Annotated in this window: 11 protein-coding genes; 5 read left to right on the top strand and 6 right to left on the bottom strand. The window is 56.5% G+C overall.

Annotated features, from left to right (window positions below; translation table 11 throughout):
• From ABJK56_RS15960 to ABJK56_RS15950, 3 genes are all read left to right on the top strand, one after another.
• Positions 1-3,830, top strand: a 3,830-nt coding sequence (locus ABJK56_RS15960) for a hypothetical protein (RefSeq protein WP_347245670.1), incomplete at its 5' end; no start/stop codon positions are given.
• Positions 3,831-4,121: 291 nt separating this feature from the next.
• Entirely contained in the window at positions 4,122-4,592 is a 471-nt protein-coding gene (locus ABJK56_RS15955) for a hypothetical protein (protein WP_347245669.1), read from the top strand.
• Positions 4,593-4,657: 65 nt separating this feature from the next.
• Complete coding sequence (locus tag ABJK56_RS15950; RefSeq protein WP_347245668.1) at positions 4,658-5,638, top strand: DUF1559 domain-containing protein; 981 nt, start codon at positions 4,658-4,660, stop codon at positions 5,636-5,638.
• 135 nt (positions 5,639-5,773) lie between these two features.
• Here ABJK56_RS15950 and uvrA read toward each other — a convergent pair whose 3' ends face one another.
• From uvrA to ABJK56_RS15925, 5 genes are all read right to left on the bottom strand, one after another.
• Positions 5,774-8,659 (bottom strand): excinuclease ABC subunit UvrA, encoded by a 2,886-nt coding sequence (gene uvrA, locus ABJK56_RS15945; protein WP_347245667.1) that lies wholly within the window; start codon positions 8,657-8,659, stop codon positions 5,774-5,776.
• Between the two features lie 96 nt (positions 8,660-8,755).
• Positions 8,756-9,616 (bottom strand): tetratricopeptide repeat protein, encoded by an 861-nt coding sequence (locus ABJK56_RS15940; RefSeq protein ID WP_347245666.1) that lies wholly within the window; start codon positions 9,614-9,616, stop codon positions 8,756-8,758.
• A gap of 345 nt (positions 9,617-9,961) precedes the next feature.
• Entirely contained in the window at positions 9,962-11,515 is a 1,554-nt protein-coding gene (locus tag ABJK56_RS15935) for an Hsp70 family protein (protein WP_347245665.1), read from the bottom strand.
• A gap of 400 nt (positions 11,516-11,915) precedes the next feature.
• On the bottom strand, positions 11,916-13,865 hold the full coding sequence (locus ABJK56_RS15930; protein ID WP_347245663.1) for a YgiQ family radical SAM protein: 1,950 nt from the start codon (positions 13,863-13,865) through the stop codon (positions 11,916-11,918).
• 66 nt (positions 13,866-13,931) lie between these two features.
• Positions 13,932-15,014: a serine hydrolase domain-containing protein gene (locus ABJK56_RS15925; RefSeq protein WP_347245662.1), complete on the bottom strand. Its 1,083-nt coding sequence runs from the start codon at positions 15,012-15,014 to the stop codon at positions 13,932-13,934.
• 748 nt (positions 15,015-15,762) lie between these two features.
• On the opposite strand from ABJK56_RS15925, the gene ABJK56_RS15920 reads away from it, so the two are divergent.
• Together ABJK56_RS15920 and ABJK56_RS15915 are read left to right on the top strand one after the other, a co-directional pair.
• Positions 15,763-16,041: a ferredoxin family protein gene (locus tag ABJK56_RS15920; RefSeq protein WP_095416234.1), complete on the top strand. Its 279-nt coding sequence runs from the start codon at positions 15,763-15,765 to the stop codon at positions 16,039-16,041.
• Positions 16,042-16,123: 82 nt separating this feature from the next.
• Entirely contained in the window at positions 16,124-16,621 is a 498-nt protein-coding gene (locus tag ABJK56_RS15915) for a hypothetical protein (protein ID WP_347245661.1), read from the top strand.
• A gap of 72 nt (positions 16,622-16,693) precedes the next feature.
• On the opposite strand, the gene ABJK56_RS15910 is transcribed toward ABJK56_RS15915, so the two are convergent.
• Positions 16,694-17,560: flagellin (locus ABJK56_RS15910; RefSeq protein ID WP_347245660.1), on the bottom strand; the 867-nt coding region annotated here is incomplete at its 5' end.

The raw sequence follows: 17,560 nt of genomic DNA, 5'->3' as shown, positions 1-17,560 counted from the left end.
GGGCTCTGGAAAACGCCCGAGGAAGCCGGGGAGGTGACGCCGGTCCGGTGCAAGATCCTTTCGGTGCACGAAACCTCACGGGGTCCGCGCCGGATCCTAAGACCCAGGCTAAGACATATGTCCGTAACGGCCGGATGGCGTTGATCCGGGGGAATCTGACGGAAGCGGCGCAATGGTGCCAGATGGCCGCCGCCCTACCGGCAACTTTCAGCTCGGAAGAGGATTCGCCCGCCAAATTGGCGGAGGACATCCGCAAAATGGGCGGCCAAGTATCGATCGACACGTCCACCACCCCACCCTCGGTTAATCCTTTACCTCCGGTCGGACAAATCACGCAGGTCACCCCTCCCACCAGTAGATCAGGCAAGTCACCCGCCCAGTTGCAGAGTGATCAATGGTTGCTCGAGGCAAGACGAGCCCTGGCCCTGGGGGATGTCAAAACAGCGCGGCGGTATCTTGAGCAGGTGCGAGGCCTCGGCCTTAGCTATGGGCGGTTTGAGGACTCGCCTGAGCGGGTAGAGGCGCTCATTCAGACCCATGAAAACCTGATGGCCCAGAAGGCCGAGCGGTCCCAAACCGAAGGGTGGCGCCGTCTTTATGCGAAGCTCCTGCTGGAAGAGGCAGACGGATTGCTGCGCTGGGGTGATCTGGATGAAGCGGAACGGCTTGCCCAGTTGGCCGCTCAACAGGGAATTACCTTCAGTCCTTTTGAAATGAAACCGGAAACGGTCCTCCAGCGGATCTCCGCCGAGCGCACGCGGCGTGCCCAGGGCAACGATCCCGTCGCGCAAAAGCAGCGGGTCCTGCAGATTCTGGCGCAGGCACGTGCTGCCCTGACGGCCGGCGATTTGAGCACGGCGGAAACGCTAGCCAGCCAGGCAGCGATGCTGCGAGTGCCGGAAACTGCTTTTGGCCCGCAGGAGGACTCCCCGGGTCGCCTTCTGGCTGACATCCAGCAGATGAAACAGCGTCTTGGAGTGCAGCCAGCGGGCGCTCAAACCGTGGTCCCTGCCGCAGGTGCCTACAATGGGAGTGTGGCTGCGGCCGCGGTCTATGATCCGAGTCGTGACATGACCCGTAACATTCCGGCAGGGGTTTACCAGCAGGCACCGGCTACCCCGGCAAGTCCGTTCAGTCCCGAGCCCGGCGCTACGCCTGCGGGTGAAAGCCGAGGCATGGCTCTTGTGCGACAAGCGGAAGAGGCGTTGCGCCGCGGTGACCATGCCGCCGCAATGGAGTACTTCCGCCAATCCACGGCGTACTTCAACGAAATGGATCCTGTCACCGTCCAGCGGGTGCAGGACGTGCTGCAGCAAGAGGCCGCCCGTGCTGTGGCCCAGGCTGCTAATCCCGGGTTGGCCACACCCAATGCGATGACTGAGCAGCAGCTCGCCACCCGCCAGCTCATCGCAGACATTTCCCTGAAAGAGTCCCAGGCCCTGAGCTTGCGGGAAAAGGATCCGGAAAAGGCTTTGCAAATCCTCCAGGAAGCGCGCAAGAGCGTGGATAATGCGACGCTGGATCTGACCACGCGCGACCAGCTCCTGCGGAGGCTCGATCGGCAGATCGCCGACTTCCAGTTGTACCTTGAACAGAATCGTCCACGCATTGAGATTGAGAAGAAAAATCAAGAGATCACCCAGAAAATTGCCGAAGAGCAGCAGTCCAACCTGGACCGTCAGGGCAAGCTCGCTCAACTCGTGGAGCAATACAATCAACTCATGCGAGAGCAGCGGTTTGCCGAGGCAGAAGTCGTGGCCAAAAAAGCAGCGGAACTGGATCCCGACAATCCGGTCACCAAGCAACTTGTTCTCAATGCGCGATTCATCCGCCAGTACAGCGAGAGTATGGCCATTCGCGACCAAAAAGAGCAGGGATTCCTCGCTCAACTGGCATCGGTGGACAAGGCATCCATCCCCTTTGATGACTCCAATCCCTATGTGATGCCCGATGCCAAGTCCTGGGCAGACCTCACGAAGCGACGCTCCAAGCTCGCCGAGGCCGGTCGCCAGCGCTCAGCCCGAGAGCTGGAAATCGAACAGAAGCTTAACACGGGTGTTATGCTGCAGTTCGAGAACGCTCCTCTGGGCCGGGTGCTGGATTATCTGTCGAAGCTGGTGGACATCAACATCCATGTGGATCCGGCCGGTCTGGCTTCGGAAGGTGTCACCACCGACACGCCGGTGACGATCAGCCTCGCCCAGGAAATCTCACTCAAGAGCGCTCTCAACCTGGTACTTGAACCGCTCCATCTGTCCTACGTGATTAAGGACGACGTTCTCAAGATCACCAGCGAGCAATACCGACGAGGCACCGTCTATCCGGTGGTGTACAATGTCGCCGACCTGGTTTCCCCCATTCCCAATTTCAAGGGAGAGGTGCGGACGCTTGCAGAGTCCTACAGCACAGCTCTGACCCAACTGGGTGTGAATCAAACGGGCTCACCGCTCGCCCCGGTCGCCGTGGTTGCCACCCGCGACGGCTCGAAAGCGACGGCTGGCGTGAACCCCTCGATTCTCGCCCAGATGTCCACTGCTGCCGCCCATGCGTCGCCAGGCGGAGCCAACGCCCCCATCACAACCGGCCCCGGTGGAATGGGTGGTGCGGCTCTTGCCGACTTCGAGAGCCTTATTGATCTCATCGAAACCACGGTAGCTCCAGATACGTGGGACACAGTGGGCGGTCCCGGGTCAATTTCGCCTTTCCCCACCAACCTGAGCCTGGTTATCAGCCAGACTCAGGAAGTCCACGAGCAAATTTCCGATCTGCTGGAGCAACTCCGTCGCATGCAGGACCTCCAAGTCACTGTGGAAGTTCGATTCATTACCCTTAATGACAACTTCTTCGAACGCATCGGCGTGGACTTCGATTTCGACATCGACGACAAAATCGACGGGCGCCGAGGTGTTCGGTTCGGCCAAATTGTACAGGGAGGTGATCCCACCGCTAACCCGCCGACGGAACCCATTCGCGACCTCACCGATCGTGACAACGGTAAAGGTGTGACCGTGGGTCTTTCGGCGCCGAATGTGTTCAGCGCGGACCTCGACATTCCGTTCCGTCAAGGGAGTTTCAATCTTTCAGTTCCCCAATTTGGCGGCTATGACCCGACGGCAGGCGCTCAGCTCGGGTTTGCGATCCTGAGTGATATTGAGGCGTTCTTCTTCATCGAGGCTGCACAGGGTGACCGGCGGTCGAACGTGCTGCAAGCCCCCAAAGTGACGCTGTTCAACGGGCAATACGGTATTGTGGCCGACCAGTCCACCAGCCCCTTCGTGATCAGCGTGATTCCGGTGGTCGGCGACTTCGCAGCAGCTCAGCAACCGGTGGTCACAATGGTTCATGAAGGGACTTTCCTGACGGTGCAACCTGTCGTGTCACAGGACCGGCGGTTCGTGCGGATGACGGTTATCCCCTACTTCGCACGGATCAAAGAGGTGAACGAATTCACCTTCACAGGTTCCGAAACTACGACGGAAAGCACGTCGGCTGAAGGAAACCAGGACACGCCGAACGACAACACGAAGAAAGCCAATTCGCGGAGCACAACACGTTCCGGTACCACAGTTCAGTTGCCCACGGTCGCCTCCTTCTACGTGCTGACTACCGTGAGCGTGCCCGACGGCGGAACGGTTCTCCTCGGCGGGATCAAACGACTGAGCGAAGGCCGTAACGAGTTCGGCGTGCCCATGCTTGACAAGATCCCGTACATCAACCGCCTGTTCAAAAACGTGGGCGTCGGGCGGGAAACCCAGAGCCTCATGATGATGGTCACACCGCGGATCATCATCGCAGAAGAAGAGGAAGAGAAACTCGGTATCACCCAATAGCGCGCAGCCAAGCTGACGTCCCTCCTCCGAGCCGGGTCGCCGGTCGCAAGACCGGCGACCTTTTTCTTTGGTCAACTACCAGAGAACGCGAACGGAAACTCTTGACTGTCAACGCTCATGAATTGCGTTTATTTATAACAGCGCGAATCCTTTCATCTTGACGGCCATCGCCCGCCAGGTCATATCGCAGGCGTGAGTGGAGAAAGTGTTTTCTCAACCGCGGAGACGCGGACCGTTCTAGGCGATCCCACCTGTCACACCTTTTTCAACTGAGGGTTAGGGGAGGCACTGATGCACCGCCCTTTCGGTCGAGCCGCCGCATTCGCATTGTTGGTGATGGCCTTGATTGCTTCGACGATTCCAGGGTGCGGTCAAGGACGGCCTCGGCTCGTCAAGGTTTCCGGACAAGTTTTCATCGATGGCCAGCCGCTCGCAGCGGGCGTCCCGGGCTTCATCCGTGTCGTACCTGATGGGATGCGGCCCGCTACCGGACAAATTGATCCACAAACCGGAAGATTCACGCTGACAACCTACGAGAATGGTGACGGCTGCGTGCCCGGTACGCACAAGGTCGCCATCATCCTCAACGCAATGGTCGGGCAGGAAAGCGTTTCGCTCATCGATGAGAAATTTGCCAATCCGGAAACGAGTGGTCTGACGGTCACTATCGAAAAGCCTACAGACTCCCTGCGAATTGACATAACCGGCCCGCTCAAGAAGGTGCAGGCTACCCCGATCTCAGAGGATCCGAACAAGTTCTGAACGAAGTCAGTTTACGGATCGTTGTCTTTTGTTATCGGCCATCGTCGTTTTGTGGAGGTCCAGTTATGAAGTGCGTCAAAAAGTGCAGCCGGTTACAGGCGCATGGCTTCACACTTGTGGAGCTTCTTGTGGTTATCGCCATCATTGGGATTCTTATCGCCCTTTTGCTACCGGCGGTACAAGCGGCTCGAGAAGCAGCCCGCCGATCCCAATGCACGAACAATTTAAAACAAATCACGCTCGCAATGGCCAATTACGAGCAGACGGTGAAATCTCTGCCTCCAGGTCGCATGGGCTCAGACTGCTCGGACTACTACGGCCTCGCGCCGACTTCGGGCGCCAATGCAGTGCCAGATTACAAGCGCCAGGGAACCAGTGGCTTCGTCATGCTACTGCCATACCTGGAGGCGAAAAATATCTATGACCAAATCGGTTTCCAGTTGGGTGCGATCCAACCGGCGAACTGTGGTATTGGTCCGTCGACAACGGGTTGGTTGAGCCTTATTCCCAATTATGATCAACTGTTCCGCACTCGTCCCCAGGTTTTTGTCTGTCCCACCTCAATAGACGAGCCTTTGTACACCGTGAACAATCCAACTCCCGTATACTCCACCGGTTGCTATGCGCTCTGCTCCGGTTCGATTGGCCCCAGCCAAGGCATTAGCGGTGCCGTGAAAGCTGGTAATACGGGGATGTTCATGTACATTCGCTCGCTGAAATATGCCGACTGCACGGATGGACTGAGCAACACATTTTTTGTTGGTGAAGTGGTGAAGTCTCACACTCCCGAGGGTGTGAATCGGTGGTGGATTGCGGGTCGACACACCGATTCTCTGCGGACTACCGATAATCCCCTGAATACTCCGCCGGGGCAGGGAGTTGTCTACGGATCGAACAATGGAGCATTCGGAAGTTTTCACCCGGGCGGCGGCAACTTTGGCTTCGGTGATGGCACGGTCCGGTTCATCTCCGATACGATCGACCTCGCCGTCTATCGCGCACTCTCCACGCGAGATGGTGGCGAGACCAACACCGGCGGATACTGAAATCGGACCAGGTCCGGCCGGCTGTCGATGAATCTCGGGTTCCGGTCCTGTGTGATCGGGGCCCGATTTTTCGTTTCCTAGCCGGTTGACACTTTGTGTCGCACGGCATGATGCGCCGAGTTAGCCGACGATCGATCAACCCCGTTGGAGGATGGGAGCCAAATACTGGCCTGTGGGACTATGCGGGTTACGGGCAATCTCCTCGGGAGTTCCGACTGCCACCACGTTGCCACCATCTCGGCCACCCTCGGGCCCCAGTTCGATAACCCAGTCGGCCGACTTGATCAGGTCCAGGTGATGCTCCACTACGACCACTGTGTTTCCTGAGTCAACCAATTGGTGCAGCACGGCAAGAAGACGCCGGACATCATCTTTATGGAGACCGGTGGTCGGCTCGTCGAGAAGGTACACCGTTTTTCCCTGACGTCCTCGAGCCAACTCCGTTGCCAGCTTGATTCGCTGGGCTTCCCCGCCCGACAGCGCCACTGCTTTCTGCCCAAGCTGAAGATAACCCAGTCCGACCTCGCACAGACGTCGCAGAATCGTTTCAATGGCAGGAAAATTCTCGAAGAATTTTAACGCTTCCTCGATAGACATCTCGAGTACATCGGCGATGGTCTTGTCGCGGTAACGCACCTCCAGGGTTTGGCGATTGAATCGCCGCCCGAGACACGCCGGACAGGTCACATACATATCCGGTAAAAAGTCCATCTCAATCTTCTGCTGCCCCAGCCCCTGACACGCGGGACACCGACCTGCCGGATTGTTGAAGCTGAACCGATCAGCCCGAAATCCTAACCGGCGTGCGTCTCGCGTAGTGGCAAACACGCGTCTGATTTCGTCAAACACACCCGTATAGGTCGCGACATTGCTGCGAGGGGATCTACCAATGGGTGTTTGATCGACATCCACAACCCGCTCCACATTTTCGAATCCGCGGATTTCGTCATATCCAGCACCCTTACTCCCCAAGCCGAGCAACGCCCGCTTTAAAGCTGGTGCGAGAGTAAGGCTGAGAAGCGAGCTCTTTCCAGAGCCGCTCACACCAGTGACGCAGATAAACAGTCCGAGAGGAAACTCAACCGTGATATTCTTGAGGTTGTTGGTGGTGGCACCCACGAGAACAATTTCCCGTCCAGGTTGTGCTTGACGACGCCGGGTCGGAATGGGAATCCGGTCCCGGCCGGCGAGATAACGTCCCGTGATAGAGTGGGGATGCGCCATGATGTCGGCCGCTGTTCCCTCAGCAACAACGCGCCCTCCGGCGGGTCCGGCGCTAGGCCCCATATCGATCACCCAGTCTGCCGCTCGGATGATAGCTTCATCGTGCTCCACCACAATGACCGTGTTTCCGCGATCGACGAGTTGACGGAGGCTTGCGATGAGGCGGTCGTTGTCTCGCGGATGAAGCCCAATCGATGGCTCATCCACGATGTAACACACGTCGCTCAATACGGCCCCTAGTCCGGCCGCCAGGCGAACACGCTGGAGTTCTCCCCCACTTAAAGTCTCGCCCCGCCTATCCAGGGTGACGTAATCCAACCCTACCTGAGCCAGAAAGTCTAAGCGATGAAGGATCTCCTTAACAATTGGAGCTGCCAGATTCTGCTGATACGGCGGAAGATTCAGGAGCTCCAAAAATGCGCGAATCTCGGGGATCGTCCTCGCACACAACACATGAATCGGCATCCCCTGGACCGTGACCGAGCGTCCAAGGGGACCCAGACCCGCACCCTGACATGACGGGCAGGCCACCTGAGACCGGAACGCCGCCCATTCGCGCCGCTGCCAATCTTCTGCCAGCAGCTCGTATTCCACTTCCAAGAGCTGCAGGAGACCGACGAATTCCGTACTCCGGGTTCGACGCATAAATTGAGAGTGTGCCGCGGATTTGTCCGAAACTTGAGCGGAAGCCCGGGTACCATAAATGAGTTTTATACGGAACTCTTCAGGGATTCTTTGCAGCGGCGTTGACCAATCAAATCCGCCTTGATTCATCAGTCGTTCGATTTTTTTGGCATGATGCTTCAATTTCGCGCGAGCATCTTTCCACAGTCGCACGGCCCCGTTTTCCAGACCTCGGGAAAAGTCGATCACCAGATTTGGATCGAATCGGTCCACCAAACCAAGGCCCTCGCACTGAGGACAGGCCCCCTGGGGACTGTAAAAACTGAGAGTTCGAAGATCGACTTCGGGGTAGATTTCACCGCATCGGGGACAGCGTCGTACAGTGCTGAACACCCGGTCTATCCAGCACGGTTCACCGTTTTCTGCTCTGGCTTCATAGGAAACGACCGCCTGGCCATCGGAAATGCGGAGAGCGGTATGGAGCGACTCACGCAGCCGGGTTTCGATAGCGGGCTTGATGATCACGCGGTCCACCACTACTTCCACGCGGCAGTCTCCTTCCACGGCTTGAGGTGTTAACTCGTCGAGATCACACAGTTGCCCGTTGAGCCGGATGCGAGGAAACCCCAGCTTCCGGATCGTGGCCACTATTTCCGACGCCTTCTGCGATCTCTTGATGGGAAGCGGAGCCAGGAGGATGACGCGTGTCCCCTCGGGAAGCGACAGAATCGCTTGACAAATTTCCTGGGGTGATTGACTGACGACCGGCACGGAGCAATTGGGACAGCGGAGTTCCCCCACCCGCACGTACAGGAGGCGCAGCAAATCATATACTTCGGTGAGGGTGCCCACGGTGCTTCGGGGCGGCGGCGGACCACCACGCTGATCGATCGCCACGGTTGGCGGCAGTCCCTCCACCCAGTCCACATCGGGGCGTTCCAGTTGCGGAATGACCCGCCGCATGTACGGCGTTAGCGTTTCCAGGTACTGGCGCTGTCCTTCCGCATGAAGCGTATCAAACGCCAGCGAGCTTTTTCCCGAACCACTCGGGCCGGTAATGACCACGAGGCGGCCCAGTGGAATATTCACATCGACATTTTTAAGGTTATGAACCCGCGCACCGCAGACACTAATGAAACCCGTCGCCACGCTCAACTCGCCCTTATCAGACATATTCAACGCCGAATCTGGTGATGTTCTAGGCAGGTGGACCGAGCCGACGACGTCCCATGACTCAGAGCATGAACAATCGCCATTTATTCGCGCACATCAAAATAGTGCCATCGTCAGACGGCGGCGATATTCTTCGGTAAGAGGATGGACAGCACCGAGAATATTGAAGATCTGCAGCATCAATTTTCGTGCTTCTTCCTTCGGCTCGCCCTGAGCCATTTGGACTACGCGGAGAGCCTCCTCCAGGGCCTGTTGGTAACGGGCGGCCCCAGCCAAGGCACGGGCATACTTCACACGGAGGTCAAAATTCCCTGGGTTGGCGGCCACCTGCGCTTCCAGAGAGTGTAAGTCGCTTTTCTCGCCCGAGTCCGCAAGTTCCAACTCCGCGCGTAGTTTTTCCACTTCCTCCGAGGTCGCTCCGAGATCGCTCAGCTCGTTGAGCAGGGATTTGGCTTCGTCGTAACGCTTCTGCTTTGCGAGCAGTCGTGCCAGACCAATTCGTCCGGGAATGGACTTCGGATTTCGCGAAATAGCCTCGCGGTACTTGGCCTCCGCGGATTTGGGGTCACGATCGGCCAAAGCGTCGGCCTGCGCCACGAGGGCTTCGTCTTCCTGCGGGAGCAACTGATCCAGCCAGGCCCGTAATTCGGACTCCGGTAAGGCTCCTGTAAAATAGTCGACCACCCGGCTATCTCTCAGCGCAAAAACGGTCGGAATCCCCTGCACATGAAACACGGCTGCGAGTTCCGGCATTTCATCCGTATTCACCTTTACCAGAATGAACGCGCCGTTTTTCTCCCGAGCCAGCTTTTCAAGCAGAGGTCCCAACAAACGACACGGCCCACACCATGGTGCCCAAAAGTCCAACACCACCAAAACTTCTTTGGAACGTTCCAAGACGTCCTCTTCGAAAGTGGCAGGACTTGTCGAGATTATCCACGGGCATGTGTCGCTCATTTCGCGTCCTTTCCGTCCAATTTGCGCCATTGTTTTCCAGGTTTCGCACTCTCCGCACGCCGAAGGGATCTGATATAACGCGGTATTTTACGATCCGATCTCACGGGCCTAAATTGCTAATCGGCCGGTGCTGTAAGTCTTTATGATACCACCATCGCGGTGCATAAAGCACCCTTACAAGCAACCACCATGACGACAACAGGCATTTGGGCTGCGGAGATCGGGATTTACGCCCACGAGCCTGCTTCCGGTCCTTTTCGCCTGGCATTGAATTCAAGACACATGCCTTTAAGAAACGATGCGGAGGGAGGTCGCCGGCCATTTGCCATACGGGCGACGGACGATTCAGCGGTAATCTGTGGGTTCTTTACCGCTGATAAACTGCCGCCAGCCGTCCAGGTGCTGTTTTGTAAGAGCCCTTTCCCGGTGGAACTCCGCTACAACTTCTCGGTCCACTTCCGGCACACGGACACGGACCTTAAGCCTTCCGTTTGCACGATACTGGAAAATGACTTCCACCGGCCAACCCTTGGGGAGATTGGGAGGTAAATCGCGGATACGTACCTTGCCAATTTCGCAGCAATCCTCCGGCTCGGGACTTTCTCCCTCTACGATTTCAACCAGGATGGAACGCTGATTAGGCGTGTGAGTGCGGAATCTCCGTTTGGCGATAATCGGTAGACGCGTGTTGCGCGGGATAATCGTCCCAACTCTTCGACGCCGGGTGAGCGGGTCCACGCCCACCACTCCCAAACTGTGCGAGTTGACGTTGCGAATTCTGTAGCGCGGCCGTTCACCCTGTGCCTTCCCCAACAGCCAGCCCGCGTGGAGGGCCGCGCCAAGGGCCACCGCCTCATCCGCAGAAATCGATGCATCTGGTTCTTTGCCGGAGAGCTCACGAATTAAATTGCGGACCATTGGCATCCGGGTCGATCCCCCCACGAGAAGCACCCGATCGATGTCGTCCCAGTCAAGCCCGGCCGCTTTCAGGGCCTGAAGAGTGGTAAATCGCGTGCGATCAAGCAGATCCCTGGTAGCCTCCTCGAATTCCTCGCGGTATACTTCGACGTCCACTGTGCTGGTCCGATACTCGAACGGTATCACCGTTTTTGTACGCACCGAAAGTGTGCGCTTGGCCTCTTCGCAGAGTGACCACAACTTGCCCCAAAGACGAACATCCTCTCGGGGATCAAAGCCGACCTGACGAATGATTTTTTCTGCCACCAGGTCAACCAAACGTTGGTCCCAGTCCCATCCCCCCAATCGCACATCCCCATCAATCGACAGGGTGACGTATTCGTAGCCGCGGATCTCCATCACCGTGACATCGAAAGTACCGCCACCCAGATCGTACACGAGCACTTTTTCGGGTTTGACGTCGCTGCATGGTTCACTCAACCGACCGGATTCATAGCCGAAAGCTAGGGCAGCGGCCACCGGTTCGTTGATGATATCCATCACTTCCAATCCCGCCATGTAGCCGGCGTCCTGCGTGGCTTTTCTGCGTACCTCATCAAAGTAGGCGGGCACCGTAATCACAACATGACTGAACTCGCCAAGGTGTTGTGAAGCATCCTGCCGCAATTTATTAAGAATAAACGCCTCGATCACCTCTGGCGGGTAGTATTTCCCCTGCAAAGCCTTGTGATACACCTTGTAGCCCACGTCTCGCTTGGAACACTCAGCCGCCTGACTCGGCAATCGGGCGAAGGCCTTGAGCGCCTCACGGCCCACGATTACCTCTTCCCCATCGAAATATACGACGCTCGGCGTCAGCCTTTCCCCTTCCGCATTAACAATCGTTTCCGGATGGCCCTGCGCATCCAAGTACGCTACAACGGAGTACGTAGTGCCGAGATCAATGCCTACCGCAGGAATTCGCTCACTTGAAATCGTCATAGGACTTCAAAACCAGATTGAATCAGATGTTCGCAATACCCCTGTGGTCCGGCCAAACTGCTCGCGCGGGGCGATTTTTGGCTCGGGATGGTCCATTCATCGGCCCTATATCCAGTATAGAAGCGCCCGAGCCCCGTTCCCACCGCACCTCTGTTGTCATCAGACGCCCGCGATTAATTGCTCGCAACAGCATCTTATTCCAGCAACGGAGCACACTGTACCACCATGAGCGTGCTGGCCCGCAGGCAACGTAGCCTGCACTCTTTCACACTGGCGAGGCTATATTTGCGACTATTTCAACCCCACAATCGGAAGCCACCACTAAACGCGCCAGAACGAAGTCCCAAAAGGACCAGCAACGAGGCACCGCCGATGACGGCATTGGGGAGATGAGCACAGATCAGCTTTTCTTCGTCGTCCTTCGCCGAAACGTTTTCCGGTGAGGTCGATAACCTGCCCCTGTGGCCTTGGCTTCGTTCCGATCCTCAGCTAACGATTCCGCCTGTTGGCTTCTCCGACGTGCAACAAGAGCTTCTTTTGGAGGGTTCGATGGGATGAGACAGTGAGGAGCACTGCCGATCAAGTCCGTCCTGCCCGCGAGCCGCAACGCCTCGCGGACGAGGAAATAATTCTCCGGTTTCCAGAACTGAAGGAGCGCTCGCTGGAGCCTTCGCTCGCGTTCCCCCCGCGGCACGTACACCTTTTCCCCGGTCATTGGGTCAATCCCCGTGTAATACATGCACGTGGCGATATCGAAGGGAGTCGGCATAAAGTCCTGAACCTGCTGGGGACGATAGCCCGTCCTTTTGAGAAACTCCGCGAGTCGAATCATCGCCTTGAGGTCGCACCCAGGGTGACCCGATATGAAATACGGCACCAAATATTGTTCTTTTCCCGCAGCGCGTGAAAGTTCGTGAAATTTCTTTGCAAACCTTTCGAAATCCTCTATGCTCGGTTTTTTCATCAGGCGCAGGACATCGGGATCGCAGTGCTCTGGCGCCACTTTAAGATGACCGCCCACGTGATAACGTACAAGATGATTCATATAAGCAGGGCTTAACTGGGCCAGATCCATGCGAATTCCCGAGGCCACGTACACCTTCTTAACGCCCTGCACGTGTCGCACTCGCTTAAGGAGTTCAATAAGTGGTCCGTGGCTGGTATTTAAAAGCTTACATATCGTCGGATGGATACAACTTAAACGGCGGCATTTTTCGCGAACGTCGGGGCGGCTGCAATTCATCCGATACATATTTGCGGTTGGACCGCCGATATCACTGATCACGCCCTTGAACTCGGGATCCTGTTTTAACTGTTCAATTTCCTGAATAATCGACTGCGGCGAGCGACTTTGAATAATTCGACCTTCGTGAGCCGTGATAGAACAAAATGTACACCCCCCGAAACAACCCCGCATAATCTGAATGGAATGTTTGACTACTTCAAATGCTGGAATCGGTTCGTCCCCGTAGAGCGGGTGGGGCCGCCTCTGAAAAGGAAGTCCGTACACCCGGTCCATCTCTTCTTCCGTCAACGGGAACGCGGGCGGATTAATGACCACGGCCTCGCGATCGTGATATTGCACAAGCCGCCGGGCATTGTAGGGATTGGTTTCCAGGTGTGCCATTTTCGTCATGCGCGCGAATGCTTCCTTGCTGGCGACGACCTCCTCATAGGAAGGTAGGCATATGGCATCCTCCGGTGGTTTTTCCGACGCGCCAAGTCGGTATGCTGTACCTCGAACATCGCGAATATTTTTGATGGGTTCCCCGGCGGAGAGTCGTCGCAAAATTTCCAAAAGTGGTCGTTCACCCATACCGTAGACGAGGAGGTCGGCCTTGGAGTCAAGAAGAATGGATCGCCGTACTTTGTCGCTCCAGTAGTCATAATGGGCAATGCGACGCAAACTGGCTTCCACTCCTCCCGCAATGACCGGCACGCCTTTGTAAGCTTCCCGGGCGCGCTGGCAGTACGCCAAAGTGGCGCGATCCGGCCGCAACCCTATGCGGCCCCCCGGGCTGTACGCATCATCATTGCGCACTTTTCGGTTCGCGGTGTAATGATTCACCATGGAGTCCATGTTTCCCGCACTCACCGCGAAACACAACCGCGGACGCCCGAACCGCCTCCAGGGTTCGCACGAATGCCAGTCTGGCTGACTGAGAATCGCCACCCGATAACCTTCGGCCTCCATGAGCCGCCCCAGCAAAGCCATGGCGAAACTCGGATGATCCACGTAGGCGTCGCCTGTCACGAAGACGACATCTACGTAGTCCCACCCCCGAGCCTCCATTTCTTCCCGGGTCATGGGAAGGAACTTCGTCAGGTCTTTTTGTGGAATAGACGACATAGTATTTTTCACTCGCCTGATATTAATTGCTAAATAAACTCAGTCAGAGACAACACAAATACGCAGTTATTTGCTGTGATCAGGAATCCATTCACTGAAGATCTGGTCCACCTTTAGAAAAGCGTCTTGGGCCTCTGTCCCCACGTGCTGGACCAGCCACACGAAGATCGCGTTTTTTCGTCGATCCGCGACGGTATTGGTCCCATGCGAACCGCCATGCCCGAACACCGGGCCATTAACCACAAAACCCAGCCCGTAACTTTCCGCGACTCCTGCCGGAGTTTGACGCGACGTCAGTTCTCGCACGGCGTTTTCCGAAATTAGCCGCTTCCCTTCAAAGGTGCCATTATTGAGAAGCATCTGATAAAACCGCACCAGGTCGGCAGCCGTGGAGAACAATCCGCCTGCCGGAACGGGATAGCGGTTCTGCCTGTCATTTAAAGGGTACGCCAACTGGTCAATTTGGACAGCTTTAAGTTCTCCCGACTGCATGTCGCGCCGGTATGCTTTGGCCAGCCGGGAAAGTTGCTCTTGGTTGGGCCAGAACGTTGTGTCTTTCATTCCAAGTGGTTCAAAGATGCGTTCTGCGAGAAATTCTGCGAAGTCCTTTCCCGTTACCACCTCGACAATCCTTGCCGCAGTATTGATACCGGCGTTGGAGTACTGGTAGTGGCTTCCCGGATCAAATAACAGCGGTGTCATGGCGTAGCTTCGTACCCGCGCAGCCAGGGGAAACACATCCAGCGTGGGCTCTTCCAGCGCAGATCGAAACGGCAGTCCACTCGTATGCGAGAGAATATCCCGAACAGTAATAGGCCGCGAAGGCCTCTTGAGAAGCATGTGATCTTCGGTTGCTTCTGCCACCAACCATTGTTCGTGAAACTCTGGAAGATATTTCTCCACCGGATCATCCAGATGAACACGACCTTCATCCACGAGGATCATCAGCGCTGTGGCCGTGATCGGTTTTGACTGGGAAGCAATCCAGAAAAGAGTGTCCGCCTGCATTGGACGCCGCAATTCGACATCCGCCCAACCAAGCGGGATGGTATGAAGGATCTTCTCGCTGTCGGCCACAACCATCACGGCCCCCGCGAGCTGATGATTGGCAATGAATGGCTTTACCGCGCTTTCCAACCGTGCGTGCAAACGATCTTCTCCATAGGCCGATCTCAATTGAAGCACAGTGGAAGCGCCCAATAACGCAGTAACAAAGACAATCACCCGCCAAGTTTGCCAACCGCACCTTACACTTTGCATAAATCGGGTCACAGTTGTATCTCCACCTTATTTGGGAAGCTCCCTAGTCGTGGGGGAAATCGCACGGTCTGTAGTTGCATTGTACCTCTTCGCCGATCGCAACGTCGGGTGTCTCGCCGTATTTTTTGTGTGGGGCGCGTCCCCACGGACCGCCCCCACCCGTCAAACTAAGCTCCAGTCGCTGAACCCAACAAGCCCATCGGACTCCCCTTCGAGCCCGCACACAGATGGGACACTATTTCTCGCAGAAATCCGGGCTGAAGACAGCCGCAAGGAGACGCTGAATTAATGGCGTTCGATCTCCTGGCGTGCACGTTGGTCCCTGGCCGCCTGGCGCATCAAATGGTTCGGTTTAACACCCGTCTTTTTGGCGACTCAAAACCTCACTTACGCTGGCAAGCGGCGCAGAGCCGGTCATTCATGCATGATATCTCGAAGCTGTTGTTTGCCTGCTTCTGTCGTTATTTTAGCAGTGGCGTCTTTATTCCTTGACATTGTTTTTTTGCCCACATAATATGACATAAACGGTGGTTGCACGCAGGAGGTGCGCGTCGTCAGGCTTGACACCGCATCAAACGTTCGAGCTTGTGGCGTCCGACGGTTACTTTGTTTCCATTCGAATGCGGAGAGCATCGGTATGACACACGTCGTCTGCAAGCCTTGCTATGGATGCAAGTATACGGATTGTGTGGTGGTCTGCCCGGTGGAATGCTTCTACGAAGGGGAGATGATGCTTTACATCCATCCGGATGAATGCATCGACTGCGAGGCGTGTGTCCCCGAATGTCCGGTGGACGCCATCTTCCTTGCAGATAATGTGCCAGAAGAGTGGAAAGAGTACATTAAGATCAACGCGGAAATGGCGCCCCAGTGCCCGAAAATAACAGAAAAGAAGAAACCGCTCTGCGAAGCGTGATGCCGCATTGACCAGTACCGTTTCAGCTCGTCGACCTTGGCGAGTCATGCGACAGAGTCCCCACTGCTGGGGGATCCAAAGAATGCACGGCTGGGCAGAATGGAGTGACATGCTTTTCCCCTGGGCTATCGTGGCCGCAGGGGTAATTCTTTTGGCGTGGCAGGTCCGTGCTTGGGCAGTTCTCTCGCGGAAGACCACATCGTCCGACGTGGAATTTCACCGGCGGCGGTTTTACCGTCGTGCCCAAATCAGCTTTCTCATGATTGTTCTTGGCCTGCTCCTTTGGGCAGGCCGGCTGATGTTCTCAGACACCGAGCACCCCTTTTGGGCGATCGGCTACTGGCTCGCCGCCGGGCTCCTCACCGTGTGGCTACTTATTTTGGCGACGGGCGACCTACTCGTCGGCTTCTACCATTTCAATCAGCTCAAGCACCGAAGTGACCTGGAACAGATCCGACTTTCACTCCTCGCGGACAAACTGCAGCGGATTCATGGGAATGGCAAACATCTGCGCGAACGCGGGGCCGGCATTTCTGCCCAGAACACAGGAGAAGCGGGGGCCTCGGACCGCGCCAGTTGATCGTCCCCTGGCTCCGTCATGGGATTTGTCTGCTCTTAACTAAAGTTACTACGGGCTGAGCAACTTCATCGATCACCCACCGCGAAGGAGAGCGAGAACAGCTTGCGGGTTATTGTTTGCAATCGCCAGAACGGAGACACCCGATTGGACAAGTATTTGCGCACGCGTAAGCGCTGCGCTTTCGGCAGCGAAGTCCGCATCCCGGATCGAGCTCTCCGCCGCTGTGAGATTTTCTAACGTGTCGTTCAGGGAGCTAATATTGGTTTCCAGTGTAGTGCGCTGAAATGCTCCCAATCGGCCACGAAGTGTCGTGATTTGGGCAATGACTTCTTCGACCACGGCTGCCGCGCCGTTCACATCGCGGGTAAGGGATTTAGCACCACCTGATCGCAATTCAAACAGCCGGCCTGCAACCCCTCCGAGCTTTGCGGTGTTGACACTCTGAATGCCCAAGCGAGCCTGCTGGTTGGAGACCACATCGGGGCCAAGCTGGAACTGGGCACCGCCGCCCACAATGCGGAACGCGGTCATTGTGCCGTCTGCCAGACTCTCTGAAACACTGAATGAAAGGTCGAGAGCGGCAGTATTGATTGATGCCCGAAGGCCCTTGCCCACTGCTGCGATTCCGTTGACAAGGACTTGGACATCAGTACCGGCGCTCCGCGTGGCCTGATTCCCATCACGGTCAGTTACCGTAAATTTTGTTCCGTTGAGTGCCTTGACAGACACAAAGGCGTCCGATCCATATTCCACGGCTTTGAAAACCAGGCCCGTTGTCGCCTGATCGGCATTTCCGATGAGGGGCGCGCCGTCGGCCGTGCCCACGTCGACGACCCCACCAGAAAGTTCGGCAAAATCGGATACCGTCACAGCGCCGGTGCCATTGCTGCCGGTGGCGAGGCTGGCGGTGAAGAGTTGGCTGGCCACGGCGTCGTTGTT

This window comes from Thermogutta sp. (assembly GCF_039793925.1).
Taxonomy (GTDB): Bacteria; Planctomycetota; Planctomycetia; order Pirellulales; family Thermoguttaceae; genus Thermogutta.
The sequence above is the reverse complement of the archived record's forward strand: the minus strand, read 5'-3'. Positions and strand labels throughout refer to the sequence as shown.